The following is a 16670-nucleotide window of genomic DNA, read 5'->3' as shown; positions in this document are numbered from 1 at the left end:
GCACGCCGTTCAGGACGTGCCGAAGCGCTCGCGCAGCTCGCGCTTGAGGACCTTGCCGCTGGCGTTGCGCGGCAGCGCGTCGACGAACATCACCCGCTTGGGCGCCTTGAACGGTGCCAGGCGGGCCCGGGCCGCCTCGATCAGCTCCCGCTCCCCCACCGGGGCCGCTCCTCCCGTCCCGTCCGCACGGCGTACCACCACCGCGCACACCGCTTCGATCCAGCGCTCGTCCGGCAGCCCGATGACCGCGACCTCGGCCACCTGGGGATGCTCGTAGAGCGCCTCCTCCACCTGGCGGGAGGCGACCAGGACGCCACCGGAGTTGATGACGTCCTTCACCCGGTCGACGACGGTGAAGTAGCCCTCCGCGTCGCGGACGGCGAGGTCCCCGGAGTGGAACCAGCCGCCCCGGAACGCCTCCGCGGTCTCCTCCGGCTTGTCCCAGTAGCCGGTGCACAGTTGAGGCGAGCGGTAGACGACCTCGCCCCGGGTCCCGTCCGGGACCTCCCGGCCCTGCTCGTCGACCACCCGCGCCTCGACGAACAGCACCGGCCGCCCGCAGGAGTCCATCCGGCCCTCGTGCTCGTCCGGGCCGAGCACGGTGGCCAGCGGCCCGATCTCGCTCTGCCCGAAGCAGTTGTAGAAGGCGAGCCGGGGCAGCCGGTCGCGCAGCCGCGCGAGGACCGGCACCGGCATGATCGAGGCACCGTAGTACGCCTTGCGCAGCCCGCTCAGGTCCCGGGTGGTGAAGCCGGGGTGCCGGGAGAGCGCGATCCACACCGTCGGCGGCGCGAACAGGCTGTCCGCCAGGCCGGCTTCGACCAGATCGAAGATCTGCTCCGGGTCGGGGCCGTCCAGGATGACGTTCTCCGCGCCCACCGCCAGATAGGGCAGCAGGAACACGTGCATCTGGGCGGAGTGGTAGAGCGGCAGCGCGTGCAGCGGCCGGTCCGACGCGTCGAGGTCGAGGGCGACGACCGCGCTGGTGTACTCGTGCACCAGCGCCCGGTGCGTCATCATCGCGCCCTTGGGCAGCGCGGTCGTCCCTGACGTGTAGAGGAGCTGGACCAGCGCGTCGTCGGCCACCGGGGGCAGCGGCTCCGCCCGGTCGTCGGGGTCCGCCGCGGCCGCCCCGTCCGCGAGCCGCTCCAGCAGCCCGTCGGGCGTGCCGTACAGCGGCACGGCACGGACCGTCCCGGGCAGCCGGTCGGCGAGCGCGGCGTCGGTGAGCACCAGCGCGCTGCCCGACTGGTCCAGGAGGTAGCGCAGGTCCTCGCCGGTGAGGCCGTGGTTGACCGGGACGTGCACCAGCCCGGCGCGGGCGCAGGCCAGGAAGCCGATCAGATAGGCGTCGGAGTTGTGCCCGTAGGACGCGACCCGGTCGCCGGGCCGCAGGCCGTCCGCCAGCAGCAGCCGCGCCGCGGCACTGACCGCGTCGTCCAGTTCGCGGTAGGTCCAGGCACGTTCCCCGTACCGCACCGCCGTCCGCCCGGGCACCCGGCGGGCGCTGCGCCGCAGGACTCCGTCAACCGTGTTGCTGCGCGCTCGCTCCATGGCGCGATCCTGGGCCGCGTCCCCGCCGCGGTCAAGACACCCGGCCGCGCGGGCCGAGCCGCGTTGCCGGGGCCAGGTCACCGCTGGGGCCGGTGCTGCTGCGGGGCCTCCGCAGGAGCGCCACCGGCCGGCATGGCTACACCGCGCGCTCGCGCCCCTCCCAGTACGGCGCGCGCAGCCGCCGTTTGTAGAGCTTGCCGTTGGGGTCGCGGGGCATGACGGCCAGGAAGTCGACGGACTTGGGGCACTTGTAGCCGGCGAGCTGCCGGGCGCAGTGTGCGAGGAGGTCGGCGGCCAGGTCGGGGCCCGCGTGGTGGCCGTCCGCGGGTTCGACGACGGCCTTGACCTCTTCGCCCCAGTCGTCGTGGGGGATGCCGAAGGCGGCCGCGTCGGCGACCGCGGGGTGGGCGAGCAGCGCCGCCTCGATCTCGGCCGGGTAGATGTTCACCCCGCCCGAGATGATCATGTCGATCTTGCGGTCGCGCAGGAAGAGGAAGCCGTCCTCGTCGAGGTAGCCGAGGTCGCCGACGGTGAAGAAGTCACCGATCCGGTTCTTCCGCGTCTTGTCCTCGTCCTTGTGGTAGCGGAAGCCGCCGGTGGTCATCTTCATGTAGACGGTGCCCAGTTCGCCCGCGGGCAGCCGGTTGCCGTCGTCGTCGAAGACGGCCAGCTCGCTGATCGGCCAGGCCCTGCCGACCGTCCCGGGCTTCTTGAGCCAGTCCTCGGCGGTGGCGAAGGCCCCACCGCCCTCGCTCGCCGCGTAGTACTCCTCGACGCAGCCGCCCCACCAGTCGATCATGGCGCGTTTGACGTGGTCGGGGCAGGGCGCCGCACCGTGGATGGCGTGCCGCATCGCGCTCACGTCGTAGGCCGCCCGGGTCTCCGCCGGCAGGGCGAGCAGCCGGTGGAACTGGGTGGGGACCATATGGGTGTGGGTGCAGCGGTGCTCGTCCATCAGGGCCAGCATCCCCTCCGGCGTCCACTTGTCCATCAGCACGACGCGGTGGCCGAGGTGCAGGGAGGCGCCGGCGAACTGCAGGACGGCGGTGTGGTAGAGCGGTGAGCAGACCAGGTGGACGTTGCCGTCGAACGGCTTGATGCCGAAGATGGCGAGGAATCCGCCCAGGTAGGCGTCCTCGGGGGCGGTGCCGGGCAGCGGGCGGCGGATGCCGCGCGGGCGTCCGGTGGTGCCCGAGGTGTAGTTCATCACCCACCCCAGCGTGCGGTCGGCGGGCGCGGAGTCGGGCTGTCCGTCCAGGAGTTCACCGTACGGGCGGAAGCCGGGGGCGTCGCCGACGGCGTAGCGGCGGGCTGCCGGCAGCGCCGCCTCGTCGGCGGCCCGGCGCGCCGCCGCCGCGAACCGCTCGTGTGCGATCAGCACCTTCGCGCCGGAGTCGGCGACGATCCAGGCGATCTCCGGGCCGACCAGGTGGTGGTTGACGGGGACGAGGTAGAAGCCGGCCTGGGACGCGGCGAGGTAGGCGGTGAAGAACTCGACGCCGTTGGGGAGGACCGCCGCGAAGGCGTCGCCGCGCTCCAGGCCCGCCGCGCGCAGCCCGTGGACCAGCCGGTTGCTCGCGGCGTGCAGCCGGCCCGCGGTCCACTCCTCGCCGTCCGGGGCGATCAGGACCGTACGGTCGGGATCGGCGGCGGCCTGCGCCCAGAAGCCGTTGGGGGGTGGGACGTCCTTGGTCATTCCGCTGTCCTCCTCGGGTTCACGCGCGTCCGGCGATGCGGCTGACGCGGTCGATGGCCCGCTCGAAACCGCGGGTGAGGTCGTCGAAGACGGCCTGTACGCTGCGCTCGCTGTTCATCCGGCCGACGATCTGGCCCACCGGCGTGCCCAGCAGCGGCTCCACCTCGTACCGCTGGATGCGGGAGTTGGCCTCGGCGACCAGCAGGCCCTGCAGCGGCATCGGGAGGGTGCCGGGGCCGTCCGGGTCGTCCCAGGCGTCGGTCCATTCCGTCCGCAGCTGGCGGGCAGGCTTGCCGGTCAGGGCGCGCGAGCGGACGGTGTCGCCGGGCCCGGCGGCGAGCAGTTTCGCGGTCAGCCGCCGGGAGTGCAGCTCGGCCTCCTCGGTGGTCAGCCAGACCGAGCCGAGCCAGACGCCCTGCGCGCCGAGGGCGAGTCCGGCGGCGATCTGCTCGCCGGTGCCGATGCCGCCCGCGGCGAGCACCGGGAGCGGGTCGACGGCGGCGACCACCTCCGGGGTGAGGACCATGGTGGCGATCTCCCCGGTGTGCCCGCCGGCTTCGTAGCCCTGGGCGACGACGACGTCGAGTCCCGCGGCCTTGTGGTGCAGTGCGTGCCGCGGGCTGCCGGCCAGGGCGGCCACGAGGACGCCGTGGTCGTGGGCCCGTTGGACGACGTCGGGGGGCGGGGAGCCGAGGGCGTTGGCGAGCAGCTTGACCGGGTAGTCGAAGGCCACGTCGAGCTGGGTGCGGGCGACCTGCTCCATCCACCCGGTGATCCGCCAGCCGGCCGCCTCGCCCTCGGGGAGCTGCGGCACCTGGTGCTTGTCGAGGAGCTCGGTGACGAACCGGCGGTGCTCCTCGGGGATCATCGCCTCGACGTCGGCCTCGCTGACGCCCTCCACCTTCCTGGCCGGCATCACGACGTCGAGTCCGTACGGCAGTCCGTCGGTGTGCGCCTGCATCCAGTCGAGGTCGCGGGCGAGTGCGTCCGGCGCGGTGTAGCGGACCGCCCCGAGCACCCCGAACCCGCCGGCCCGGGTGATCGCCGCGGCGACCGCGGGGAACGGTGTGAACCCGAAGACGGCGTGCTCGACTCCCAGCCTGTTGCTCAGCTCCGTCTGCATGCGCGCAGGATGCCGCAGCGGGCCGTACGAGGGAAGAGATTTTCTGATGCTGCGTCAGAAACTTGCCGGGTGCCGGGCCCCGTCCGGCGGCCGGCCCCGGCCGGCCGCCACCGTGGACTCAGCCCTCCTCCAGCACCGCCATCGCCGCGTTGTGCCCCGGAATGCCGCTCACTCCCCCGCCGCGCACCGCTCCCGCGCCGCACAGCAGGACGTTGGGATGACCGGTGGCCACGCCCCAGCGGGCCGGCGCGCCCCCGCCCTGCCCGTCCTCGGGGTCGGCGTACGGGAACGCCAGCTCGCGGTGGAAGATGTTGCCGCCCGGCAGGCCCAGTTCGGCGTCCAGGTCCAGCGGGGACTTGGCCTCGATGCAGGGGCGGCCGTCGGCGTCGTGGGCGAGGCAGTCGGCGAGCGGTTCGGCGAGGTGGGTGTCCAGCTCGGCGAGGGTGGCCGCGAGGAGCCGCTCCCGGGTGGCGTCGTTGTCGGCGGCGAACAGCCTCGCCGGGGCGTGCAGGCCGAAGAGGGTGAGCGTCTGGTAGCCCTGGCGGATCAGGTCGGCGCCGAGGATCGACGGGTCGGTCAGCGAGTGGCAGTAGATCTCGGAGGGCGGGGCGGCGGGCAGCTCACCGGACGCGGCCTGCCGGTACGAGCGCTCCAACTGGCCGTAGCCCTCGGCGACATGGAAGGTTCCGGAGAAGGCTTCGCGGGGGTCCACCCGGGTGTCGCGCAACCGGGGCAGCCGGGTGAGCAGCATGTTCACCTTGAGCTGGGCGCCCTCGGCGGGCGGCGGCGGGGTCTCGCCCAGCAGGTGGGCCAGTTCCCGCGGGGAGGCGTTGACCAGCACCCGCCGGGCGCCGATCGTGCCCCGGGCGCAGGTGACCTCCGCGTTCCGGCCGTCGGTCGCGATGCCGGTCACCGCGCAGTCGGTGACGATCTCCGCGCCCGCCCCGCGCGCGGCCTCGGCCAGCGCGTCGGTCAGCGCGCCCATGCCGCCGAGCGGCACGTCCCAGTCACCGGTGCCCCCGCCGATGACGTGATAGAGGAAGCAGCGGTTCTGGCGCAGGGACGGGTCGTGGGCGGCGGCGAAGGTGCCGATCAGGGCGTCGGTGAGGACCACCCCGCGCACCAGGTCGTCGGTGAAGGTCTCCTCGACCAGCTCACCCAGGGGGCGTTCGAACAGGGCGTGCCAGGTGGCGTCGTCGTCGACGGCCGCGCGGAGGGCGGCGCGGGTGGGCAGCGGCTCGGTGAGGGTCGGGAAGACCCGTTCGGCGAGCCGCCGGGTGGTGCCGTAGAAGCGCTGCCAGGCAGCGAACTCCCTTTCCGAACCGGTCAGTTCGGCGAACGACTCACGGGTGCGGGCCTCGCCGCCGCCCACCAGCAGGCCGGTGGGGCGGCCGCCGCGGACGGCGGGGGTGTAGGAGGACACGGTGCGTTTGCGGACCGCGAAGCGCAGGCCGAGGTCCCGCACGATCGCCGGCGGCAGCAGGCTGACGAGGTAGGAGTAGCGGGACAGCCGGGCGTCGATCCCGGTGAACGCCCGGGTCGACACGGCGGCACCACCGGTGTGGTCCAGCCGTTCCAGCACCAGCACGCTGCGCCCGGCGCGTGCGAGATAGGCGGCGGCGACCAGTCCGTTGTGCCCGCCACCGACGATGACCGCGTCATACGAAGTCCGTTCCGGCATGCCCCTTGGTAGCACGCGGTGATCCCCGTCGCCAGGTGCACGCGGCTGAATCCTCCGCCCGGGCCGGTGCGGCTTCTTGACGGCCCGCGGGGGTGCTCCTAGCGTCCGGCCGTGCTCCGCCCCGGCACCGTCTCCCCTCCCCCAGGCCGTCCCGCCCACCCGTGAGGTGACCCGTGTCCCACCCTTCGGTATCCCGCACCGGCCGCACCGTCACCGGACTGGCTGCCGTCGCCGCCTGCTCCGCCGGGCTGCTCGCGGCCCCCGCACCCGCCTCCGCCGTCCCCGACCCGCGCCACGTGCCCGGCGCCCCCCGCGCCGCCGCGCCGTACCCGGACCTGGCCCCCAGACCCCCGATGGGCTGGAACAACTGGTCGTACTACATGTGCAACGTCAACGAGAAGGTGGTGCTCGGCAACGCGCGGGCGCTGGTCAGCTCGGGGCTGGCGCGCAAGGGCTACCGCACCGTCACGGTCGACGACTGCTGGATGGGCAAGCAGCGCGGCCCCAAGGGCGAGCTGGTGGCGGACCGGACGAAGTTCCCGCACGGCATGGCGTACCTCGGCGAACAGCTGCACCGGATGGGACTGAGGTTCGGCATCTACGAGGACGTCGGCACCCTCACGTGCGAGAAGTACCCGGGCAGTCTCGGCCACTTCCGCGAGGACGCCGCGCTGTTCGCGCAGTGGAAGGTCGACTACGTCAAGGCGGACGGCTGCAACGTGCCCGTCCCGCAGGGCCACACCAAGGAGCAGACCTACCGCGACCTGTACGGGCAGATGAGCGCCGCGCTGCGGGCGACCGGCCGTCCGATCACCTTCTCCGTGTCGGCGCCCGCCTACTTCCAGTTCGACGGCGACAGCGTCTGGCACCGGGTCATCGGCTGGTCGGCGGAGCTCGGCAACCTGTGGCGGGGCGGGCGGGACGTGGCGCTTCAGCAGAGCACCCCGGCCGCGAAATGGGCGTCCATCGTCTACAACTTCCGCTACAACGCGAACCTCTCCGGCCTGCAGCAGCCCGGACGCTGGAACGACCCGGACTTCCTGCTGGCCGGCGACACCGGCCTGACGCGGCACGAGATGCAGAGCCAGATGTCGCTGTGGGCGATGATGGCGGCCCCGCTGATCTCCAGCACGGACATCGGCGCGCTGTCCCCGGCGGCTCGCGAGGTGCTGGGGAACGAGCGGATCATCGCCGTCGACCAGGACGAACTCGGTGTCCAGGGCGAGATCGTCCAGGAGGACGAGAGCTCCGCGGTGCTGTCCAAGCCGCTGAAGAACGGCGACCGGGCGATCGCCCTGTTCAACTCCGGTGGCTCGCCCCGCACGCTGTCCGTCACGGCCGGCGCGGCCGGGCTCCCGGACGCCGCGGCCTACCGGCTGCACGACTTGGTCACCGGCCACCGCCGGCACAGCGACGGGGACATCGTGGCGCCCGACGTCCCGGCGCACGGCACGGTGCTCTACCGGGTCACCCCGGAGTGACCGGACGGGGCCGGGGCGGCCGGTGCACCACCGGGCGGCCGCCCCGGCTCCCCGGTGCCGCCGGGACCGCCGCCGGCTACCGGCGGCGTGCGGCGCGCTCCCTGCGCAGCTCCGCGACCCGTTGGTGCACGGCGGCCGCCTCCTCGGTGCGGCCCAGCCGCTCCAGGCACTGGGCGAGGTCGCTCAGGCTGGCCAGCGTCTCGGCGTGCGCGGCACCCAGCACCCGCTCGCGGGCCTCGGCCACCTGCCGGTAGCGGTCCAGGGCGTCGCTCCAGCGGCCCAGCCAGCCCAGTGCCACCGCGGTCTCCCGGCGGCTGACCAGGGTGTCGGGGTGGTCCGGGCCGAGCACCCGCTCGCGCGCCCGGGCCACCTCGCCGGACTCCGCCAGCGCCTCCCGCCAGCGGCCCAGCCGGCCCAGACTGACGGCGAGGCCGTGCCGGGCGCGCAGGGTGTCCGGGGCGTCGCGGCCCTGGACGCGGGTGCGGTCCGCCGCCAGGTCGCGGTAGAGCGTCAGGGCCTCCGCGTCGCGGCCGAGCCGGCCGAGGCCGAGGCCGGTCTCGTAGCGGGCGGCGAGGGTGTCGGGGTGGTCGGGGCCGAGCGTGGCGCCGCGGGCCGCCGCGACCTGCTGGTACGTCCGCAGCGCCGCGGCCCGGTCGCCCAGCTTGCCCAGTACATGGGCGAGTTCGAAGCGGGTGGTGAGGGTGTCGGGGTGGCCGGCGCCGAGGACCCTTTCCCGCGCCTCGGCCACCTCGCGGGTCAGGGCGAGGCAGTCCTCCAGGCGGCCCAGCAAGCCGAGGTTGAGCGCGAGGTGGTGGCGGCAGCTCAGGGTGTCGGGGTGGTCGGGGCCCAGGGCGCGCACCAGTCCGGTCAGCACCTCGGCGTAGATCTGGTGCGCCTCGAAACAGCGGCCCCGGCGGCCGAGCGCACGGCCGGTCTCCAGCCGCGCGGCGAGGGCGGCTCGGCGGTCGTCCGGGGGTGCGGGGCTGGTGAGGGCGGCGGCGGACGCACCCTGCGGGTCGCCGTCGGTCCAGGCGTCGGTGAGGACCGTGACGGTCGGGGCCGGCGCGTCCTGGTGCGGGCGCCGGGCCGGGTCGGCCGGGAAGCCGAGGGTGATGCCCTGGGTCCAGGACGGCAGCCGCCGGTCGGGGACGGTGGCGTCGTCGGGGCCGGCCGGGTGCGGCCGGCGGGCGTCGGCGAGGCGTTTGGCCAGCTCGTCGGCGTCGCCGGGGCGGTCTTCGGGGTCCTTCGCGAGCAGCTCCAGCATGATCTGCTCGTACGCCTCGGGCAGGTCGGGGCGGAGCGTGCGCGGCGGGGCCGGGGCGGTGTCGCGGTGTCCGACGAGCACCGCCCAGGCGTCGCCCAGGTCGAACGGCGGGACGCCGGTGGCCAGCTCGTAGAGCACGCAGCCGAGCGAGTAGAGGTCGCTGCGGTGGTCCATCGCCTGCGCGCCGATCTGCTCGGGCGACATGTAGTGCGGGCTGCCCATGGCGATGCCGGTGCCGGTGAGGCGGGCGGTGAAGCCGATGTCGTGGTTGAGCCGGGCGATGCCGAAGTCGCAGATCTTGACCGTGCCGTCGGTGGTGCGGACGATGTTCGCCGGCTTCAGGTCGCGGTGCACGATGTCCTGTTCGTGCGTGTAGGCGAGCGCGGCGGTGACCTGTTCGGCGATCTCGATGACGTCCGGGACGGGCAGCGGCTGGCGCCGGTTGTCGTCCAGCAGCTGGCTGAGGTTGCGGCCGCTGAGCAGCTCCATGACGAGGAAGAGCGTGCCGTCGTCCTCACCGAAGTCGTGGACGACGGTGATGCCGCGGTGCTGGAGGGCGGCCGCGACCCGGGCCTCCCGGCGGAAGCGTTCGCGCAGCACCTGGAGCAACGAGGGTTCGTGCCGGGGGCCCAGCGGCTTGAGGCATTTGACGGCGACCTGCCGGCCCAGTGATTCGTCGCGGGCCCGCCAGACCTCGCCCATGCCGCCGCGCCCGATGGTGCCGAGCAGCCGGTACCGCCCCTGAATCAGTCTGTTTTCCGCCATCGCGTAGCAGCGCCCCCGTCCCCGCCCTCGCGGTCATCCGCGCAGCTCCCCCCGCGCGTCCCCGTGCCCGTCCAGTATGGCGGCGCAGTGACGGAGCTTGTAGGGCGCGGGGCGGGTGTCGGGGCCCAGCCGTGCGACGGCGCGCAGGATGTGGCGGGGTGGGAGCTGCCAGCGGACGGTGGGCGGAATGGCGCGAAGGAGGCGGCCGGTGGCGCGTAGTCGGCGGGTGACGGCGCGCGGCGGGGGTGCGGGGCGCCCGTACAGCTCGTGCGCGTACGCGGGGAGCGCGCCGTACGCGAGCCGGGCCACCCATCCCCAGAGCACGGCACGGGCCGGGACGAGCGGGGCGGGGGCCGGCGGCCGGCGCAGGAAGTCGTCCACCCCGCGGGCCTCGGGGGTCAGCGCCAGTTCGGGCCGTACCCGGTCGAAGTAGGCGGCGAGCGCGGCCCGGTCGCCGGGGACGGTGTCCGGGTCGAGGCCGACCAGCCGGGCGCTCTCGCGCTGTTCGTCGAGGTAGCGGTCGGCCTGGGCGGCGCCGACGGGGTAGCCGGAGCGGCGCAGCACCGCCAGGTAGGAGTCCACCTCGGCGCAGTGCACCCACAGCAGCAGGGCCGGGTCGTCGACGCCGTAGCGCTCGCCGGTGGCCGGGTCGGTGGCGGACAGTCTGCGGTGGATGCCGCGGACCGCGGCACCGGCCCGCTCGGCGGCGTCGGTGGTGCCGTAGCTGAGGGTGCCGACGAAGTCGGCGGTCCGCATCAGGCGGCCCCAGGCGTCGCGCCGGCCCTGCTCGTTCCGCTGGAAGGCGGCGGAGTTCTGCACCACGCCGCGTACCGCACGCGGGTGCAGCGCCTGGAGGTACAGGGCCCGTACGCCGGCGATCCACATCATCGGGTCGCCGTGCAGCTGCCAGGTCACCGAGCGGGGCCCGAAGAGCCCGGGGTCGCCTGCCATCACCGCACCTCCCGCCGCCCGGTGCGGCCCCCGGAGTGCCCGTCACCCGGCCGGGCCGCCGGCCGCACCCCTCCATTTGCTCATATCGCGCCCGCCGGGAGAAGACGCCCGGGCGGGCCGTGGGAGACCCACGCGTCCCTCCGCACCGTCCGCGTCCGGACCTTTCGCGTGGCCGCCCCCGGCCCTCAGCGCCCCGGAAGTGCTGGCGTGGCGAGGCCGAACCGTTCTGCATATCCTTGAAAAGAATTTCTGTGCCCGCCGGACTTTCCTCAGCGGTTCGGCCGCAGCGGTCACCCTTCGACGGTGCTGCTGCGAGGTCGTCCCGCCCTGGCGCGCAGCGTGGCCCGTCGACATTCGACGGAGGTCAGTTCGCATGGACCTCAACACCATCACCGAAGTCGTCCGGCGGCCGTCCGACCGGCCAGGCGTGGACTGGCGCGAAGGCGACGCCTGGCTCGCCGGCGGAACGTGGCTGTTCTCCGTGGAGCAGCCGGAGCTGCGCCGCCTGATCGACCTGACGGCGTTGCGCTGGGAACCCCTCGTGGCGAGCGAGGCGGGCCTCGACATCGGCGCCACCTGCACCATCCGCGAGCTGTACGCCTTTGCGCCGCCGGGTGATTGGCGGGCGGGCAGCCTCCTCGCGACGAGCTGCGAGGCGTTCCTGTCCTCGTTCAAGGTCTGGAGTGCGGCGACGGTCGGCGGCAACATCTGCATGTCGCTGCCCGCCGGCCCGATGATCACGCTGACGGTCGCCCTGGAGGCGCGGTACGAACTGTGGGCTCCCGACGGGTCCGTGCGGACCGTCGATGCCCTCGACTTCGTGACCGGTGACCACCGCAACGTGCTCGCTCCCGGGGAAATCCTGCGGCGCATCAGCATTCCGTCGCACGCCCTGCGCAAGCGTGCCGCGCACCGCCGCTTCACGCTGACCCGTCTCGGCCGTTCGACGGTGTTTCTGATCGGCACGCACACACCGGGAACGCGCGACCTGCTGCTCACCGTCACGGCCGGCACCACCCGTCCGGTGCGCCTGGCGTTCGACACGATGCCCGAGGCCCGGACGCTGCAGGAGAGCATCGACGTCATTCCCGCCGACGTCTGGTTCGCCGATCCGAACGGGACCCCCGACCACCGCCGCCACCTGACGCGGCACTTCGCCGAGGAAATACGCCGCGAACTCATGGCTGGGGGCCCGGCATGACGTACACCGTGAACGGCAGGCGCTTCGACGAGGAACCGGCCCCCGGCCAGTGCCTGCGCACGTTTCTCCGCTCGCTGGGCCACTACGGCGTCAAGAAGGGCTGCGACGCGGGCGATTGCGGTGCGTGCACGGTGTGGCTGGACGGCGATCCGGTGCACAGCTGCCTCACCCCGGCGTTCCGCGCAGACGGCCGTGCGGTGACGACGATCGAGGGTCTCGGCTCGCCCGGCAATCTGCATCCGATGCAGCGCCGGTTCCGCGACGCCCCCGGCTTCCAGTGCGGATTCTGCACCGCGGGGATGATCATGACGTCCGCCACCTTCACCGAGGCGCAGAAGGCGGACCTGCCCCGGGCGTTGAAGGGCAACCTGTGCCGCTGCACCGGCTACCGGGCGATCGAGGACGCCGTGCGCGGCGTCACCGGCATCGAGACGGCCGCGCCGGGAAAGGCCGTCGGGACGAGCGTCGGGGCACCGGCGGCCGACGAAGTCGTCACCGGACGCGCCGCGTTCACGATGGACACCCACCTCGACGGCATGCTGCACCTCAAGGTGCTGCACTCGCCCCACGCGCACGCCCGGATCGTGTCGATCGACAAGACCGCCGCACTCGCCGTCCCCGGTGTGCACCGGGTCTACACCTGGGAGGACGTGCCGGACAGGCGCTTCACCACGGCGATCCACACCGACCATCTCGTCGATCCCGACGACACCCGGATCCTCGACAGCACGGTCCGCTTCGTCGGCCAGCGGGTCGTCGCGGTGCTGGCCGACACGGTCGCGGCGGCCGAGGAGGGCTGCCGGAAGGTCGCCGTCACCTACGAGGAACTGCCGGCGGTGTTCGACCCCGAGGAGGCCATGGCCGAGGGGGCGCCCCAACTGCACGGCTCGCACGACCCGTTCGTCCGCGACCCTTTCCACAACATACTGCTGGAGCTCCACGGGCACGTCGGCGATGTCGACGCCGGGTTCGCCGAGGCCGACGTGATCCATGAGGGCACCTACGACTCTCCGCGGGTGCAGCACGCGCATCTGGAGACCCACGGCTCGATCGCCTGGATGGCGGACGGGCGGCTGAACGTCCGCACCAGTTCGCAGTCGCCGTCGATCGCCAAGGTCAAACTGGGGTACCTGTTCGCGCTGCGCCCGGACCAGCTCCGGGTGTTCTGCACCCGCGTGGGCGGCGGTTTCGGCGGGAAACAGGAAGTGATCTCGGAGGATCTGGTCGCGCTCGCCACCCTGGACACCGGGCGGCCCGTCTGCTTCGAGTTCACCCGCGAGGAGGAGTTCACCACGGCGTCCCCGCGGCATCCGATGTCGTTGACGGTCAAGCTCGGCGCGAAGGCGGACGGCACGCTCACGGCAATCCAGGTCCGCAATGTGTCCAACACGGGCGCCTACGGCAATCACGGCGGCGAAACGCTCTACGCGGGCGGCGCCGCCGTCATGATCTACCGCTGCCCCAACAAGAAGTACGACGCCTACTCCGTCTACACGAACACCGTCCCGAGCGGGGCGCTGCGCGGCTACGGGATGACGCAGCCGGCGTACGCGGTGGAAGCGGCGATGGACGAACTGGCCCGCGCCCTGCACATCGATCCGCTCGCGCTGCGGCGACGCAACATCGTGCGCGCCGGTGATCCGCTCGTGGCGATGAGCGACGGCCCGGACGACGTGTCGTTCACCGAGGACGGCCTCGCGAAGTGCCTCGACCTGGTGGACGAGGCCCTGGCCCGTACGGCCGACGAGCCGCCCCCCGGCCCGGGGTGGCTGGTCGGGACCGGCGTCGCGAGTTCGCTGCACGAGACCGCGCCGCCGACGGAGCACGTCTCCGAGGCGTGGGTCACGCTGGGCGACGACCTCGTGTACGAACTGGCCGTCGGCACCGTCGAGTTCGGCGAGGGCACGTCGACCGCGCACGTCCAGATAGCGGCCAACCAGCTGGGCACGACCCCGTCGCGGATCCGTCTGGTGCAGTCCGACACCGACCGCACCGGGTTCGACACCGGCGCCTTCGCGAGTGCGGGGCTCTTCGTGGCGGGCAACGCGGTGCTGCGGGCGGCCAATGCGGTACGCGACCGCATCCTGGAATTCGCCGCCGCGCACACCGGCGTCCATGTCGTGATGTGCTCGCTGCACGACGAGGGTGTGGTCTGCGGCGACCGGCGGGTGTCGCTGGCCGAACTCGTCGCGCTGGCCCGGGCGCGCGGCATCCGGTTCACCGCCGCCCGCAAGGCGTACGGATCGCCCCGGAGCGTGACGTCCAATACGCAGGGGTTCCGTATCGCCGTCCATCGGGTGACGGGCGAGATCCGGATCCTTTACAGCGTCCAGGCGACCGACGCCGCCGTGGTCATCAATCCCGCGCAGGTCCGCGGTCAGGTGGAGGGCGGCGTCGCCCAGGGGATCGGCTTCACGCTGACCGAGAATCACCGTGTCGACGCGAACGGCGTCATGGTCAATCCGAATTTCCGCAACTACCGCATCCCCACCTACGCCGATGTCCCCCGCACGGAGGTGCTACTGGTGGCGTCGTCGGACTCGGTGGGGCCGCTGCGGTCGAAGGGGATGGCGGAATGCTGTATCAACCCGGTCGCCCCGGCGTTGGCGAATGCGCTGCACGACGCCACGGGCCTCCGCTTCCGCGCGCTGCCGCTGACTCCGGAACGCATCTACCGCCGGCTCAACGAGAGCCGGTCGGTGGCGACGGCGTGAGCACGTGGACGGGCTGAGCGGATGACCACGGAAAAGCTCGACAACGCCGCCGCGACCGCGATCGTCGGCCAGAAGGTGCTGCCCGGGTGCGAGGGGGAGTTCGAGGCGTGGCAGGAGGACCTCAACGCCGCGGCCGCCCACTACCCCGGTTTCCTCGGCGCCGAGCTGTCCCGGCCAACGGCCCGGCAGCCCGACTGGACCGTCGTCTACCGCTTCGACTCGATCGCGCATCTGCAGGCGTGGATCAACAGCGCCACCAGACAGCGCTTCCTCGACAACGGCAGGGCGTACTTCGACGGCCCCGCGACCCAGCAGGTCCTCAGCGGCGGCAGCCAGCCGGCGGACCCCCTGGTGACCGTCGTGGTGACCCACCGCGTCCACCCGGACCACGTCGACGACTTCCTCGCCTGGCAGGGCCGCATGAGCCAGGAGGAGAGCGCATTCGACGGCTTCCGCGGCACCGAGCTCTTCCGTCCGGTCGAGGGACTCCAGGACGAATGGACCACCCTCTACCGCTTCGACAGCGCCGAGCACCTCGATGCCTGGCTGACGTCGCCGAAGCGGCAGGAGGTGCTCGCCGAGGGCAGGAAGTTCAACGACTTCAAGCTGCGCACGATCGACAACTCGTTCGGCAGCTGGTTCGCCTTCGACCAGAACGGCAGGGAGGCGCGGCCGCCCTCCGAAACCAAGTCCGCGGTCGCGGTCTGGGTCGGCCTGTACCCGACCGTGGTGCTGCTGACGCTCGCCCTGGCGCCGCTGGGGCTGCCGCTCTGGCTCGGGCTGCTCGTGGGCAACCTGCTGTCGAGCTTCATCATGAGCTTCGTGACGATGCCCTACTACGTGAACCGGCTGCTCAGGCGATGGCTGCGGCCGCCACCGGACGCCCCACGGACGAAGACCAACCTCGCCGGCCTCGGTCTCGTCGCCGCGGTGATGGCCTTCTGGGCCGTCGTCTTCTACGTCGTGACGACCCAGATCTGGACGCTGCCCTGATCCTCAGCGGCGTACCCGCGGCATGCCGAGGCCGATCCAGGAGATGATCTCGCGCTGGATCTCGTTGTTGCCGCCGCCGAAGGTGAAGATGACGGCGGAGCGGTAGCCGCGTTCGAGTTCGCCGTGGAGCACCGCGCCGGCCGAGCCCTCCTTGAGGGGGCCGGCGGCGCCGACGACCTCCATCAGCCAGGCGTAGGCGTCACGGCGGGCCTCGGAGCCGTAGACCTTGACCGCGGAGGCGTCCTGGGGGGTGAGCGTGCCCTGCTGGAGGGCGTCGACCATCTGCCAGTTCAGCAGCTTCATGGCGTCCAGCCGGGTGTGGGTGCGGGCCAGCCGGCCGCGGACCCAGCCCAGGTCGATGACCCGTCGGCCGTCGGCGAGGGTGGTGTCCGCGGCCCAGCGCCGGACGTCGTGCAGCGCGCGGATGGCCATGGTGCCGTGGGCGGCGAGGGTGACGCGTTCGTGGTTGAGCTGGTTGGTGATGATCCGCCAGCCCTTGTTCTCCTGGCCGACGCGGCGGGTGGCCGGGACGGTGATGTTCTCGTAGTAGCTGGCGGTGGTGTCGTGCGAGGCGAGCGTGTTGATCAGGGTGCAGGAGTATCCGGGGTCGCTGGTGGGGACCAGGAGCATGGTGATGCCCTTGTGGGGCGGAGCGTCGGGGTCGGTCCGTACGGCGAGCCACACCCAGTCCGCGGTGTCGCCGTTGGTCGTCCAGATCTTCTGGCCGTTGACGAGGTAGTGGCCGGTCTCCTCGTCGCCCTTGCGCACGGCGCGGGTCTTGAGGGCGGCCAGGTCGGTACCGGCGTCCGGTTCGCTGTAGCCGATCGCGAAGTCGATCTCACCGGAGAGGATCCGGGGCAGGAAGTACGCCTTCTGTTCGTCGGTGCCGAACTGCATGATCGTCGGGCCGACGGTGTTCAGCGCCATCAGCGGCAGCGGAACCCCCGCCTGGGCGGCCTCGTCGAAGAAGATGAACTGTTCCATCGGCGTCAGGCCGCGCCCGCCGAACTCCTGGGGCCAGCCGACGCCGAGCCAGCCGTCGGAGCCGAGACGGCGTACCGTCTCGCGGTAGAAGCGCTTCCGGGCGGCGGGGTCGGCATACCGCGCGTAGGCGTTGTCCGGCACCAGTCCGGCGAAGTAGGTGCGCAGCTCGGCGCGCAACTGCCGTTGCTCGGGGGTGTATTCGAGGTGCACGGCCCCTCCAGTTCCATCCGGTCCGGTCGTCCGGCCCGAGGACCCGTCCACCA

The 16670-nt window shown here is 72.8% G+C and carries 11 protein-coding genes; 4 read left to right on the top strand and 7 right to left on the bottom strand.

What is annotated here, in order from left to right; all coding sequences use genetic code 11:
- Positions 1 to 9 precede the first annotated feature (9 nt).
- From OO62_RS26360 to OO62_RS26345, 4 genes are all read right to left on the bottom strand, one after another.
- Positions 10 to 1554, bottom strand: coding sequence for an acyl-CoA synthetase (locus tag OO62_RS26360; RefSeq protein WP_033270071.1), 1545 nt, complete (start codon positions 1552 to 1554; stop codon positions 10 to 12).
- Positions 1555 to 1690: 136 nt separating this feature from the next.
- Entirely contained in the window at positions 1691 to 3250 is a 1560-nt protein-coding gene (locus tag OO62_RS26355) for an acyl-CoA synthetase (RefSeq protein ID WP_033270070.1), read from the bottom strand.
- 19 nt (positions 3251 to 3269) lie between these two features.
- Entirely contained in the window at positions 3270 to 4373 is a 1104-nt protein-coding gene (locus tag OO62_RS26350) for an NAD(P)H-dependent flavin oxidoreductase (protein WP_033270069.1), read from the bottom strand.
- 118 nt (positions 4374 to 4491) lie between these two features.
- Positions 4492 to 6054 (bottom strand): phytoene desaturase family protein, encoded by a 1563-nt coding sequence (locus OO62_RS26345; RefSeq protein ID WP_051733607.1) that lies wholly within the window; start codon positions 6052 to 6054, stop codon positions 4492 to 4494.
- Positions 6055 to 6227: 173 nt separating this feature from the next.
- Here OO62_RS26345 and OO62_RS26340 point away from each other — a divergent pair, with 173 nt between their 5' ends.
- Positions 6228 to 7535, top strand: coding sequence for a glycoside hydrolase family 27 protein (locus OO62_RS26340; RefSeq protein WP_051733606.1), 1308 nt, complete (start codon positions 6228 to 6230; stop codon positions 7533 to 7535).
- 76 nt (positions 7536 to 7611) lie between these two features.
- Here the strand turns inward: OO62_RS26340 and OO62_RS26335 are convergent, their stop codons facing one another.
- Positions 7612 to 9564 (bottom strand): serine/threonine-protein kinase, encoded by a 1953-nt coding sequence (locus OO62_RS26335; RefSeq protein WP_033270068.1) that lies wholly within the window; start codon positions 9562 to 9564, stop codon positions 7612 to 7614.
- 33 nt (positions 9565 to 9597) lie between these two features.
- Entirely contained in the window at positions 9598 to 10515 is a 918-nt protein-coding gene (locus OO62_RS26330; RefSeq protein ID WP_033270067.1) for an oxygenase MpaB family protein, read from the bottom strand.
- A gap of 373 nt (positions 10516 to 10888) precedes the next feature.
- Here OO62_RS26330 and OO62_RS26325 point away from each other — a divergent pair, with 373 nt between their 5' ends.
- From OO62_RS26325 to OO62_RS26315, 3 genes are read left to right on the top strand one after another with little or no spacing between them, the layout of a single operon-like run.
- Positions 10889 to 11716 carry an FAD binding domain-containing protein gene (locus OO62_RS26325; protein ID WP_033270066.1) on the top strand — a complete coding sequence of 276 codons (828 nt, stop codon included), beginning with the start codon at positions 10889 to 10891 and terminating at the stop codon, positions 11714 to 11716.
- The gene (locus OO62_RS26320) at positions 11713 to 14430 is read left to right on the top strand and encodes a molybdopterin-dependent oxidoreductase (protein WP_033270065.1); all 2718 of its coding nucleotides are present in this window, start codon (positions 11713 to 11715) and stop codon (positions 14428 to 14430) included. Before OO62_RS26325 ends, OO62_RS26320 begins: the two co-directional genes overlap by 4 nt.
- Before the next feature lie 21 nt (positions 14431 to 14451).
- Complete coding sequence (locus tag OO62_RS26315; RefSeq protein WP_033270064.1) at positions 14452 to 15423, top strand: antibiotic biosynthesis monooxygenase; 972 nt, start codon at positions 14452 to 14454, stop codon at positions 15421 to 15423.
- Between the two features lie 3 nt (positions 15424 to 15426).
- On the opposite strand, the gene OO62_RS26310 is transcribed toward OO62_RS26315, so the two are convergent.
- Positions 15427 to 16617 carry an acyl-CoA dehydrogenase family protein gene (locus tag OO62_RS26310; RefSeq protein ID WP_033270063.1) on the bottom strand — a complete coding sequence of 397 codons (1191 nt, stop codon included), beginning with the start codon at positions 16615 to 16617 and terminating at the stop codon, positions 15427 to 15429.
- Positions 16618 to 16670 lie beyond the last annotated feature (53 nt).

Origin of the sequence: Streptomyces lydicus, from assembly GCF_000717345.1 — a bacterium.
Lineage (GTDB): Bacteria > Actinomycetota > Actinomycetes > Streptomycetales > Streptomycetaceae > Streptomyces > Streptomyces lydicus.
This window is presented reverse-complemented; position numbering and strand designations above follow the sequence as displayed.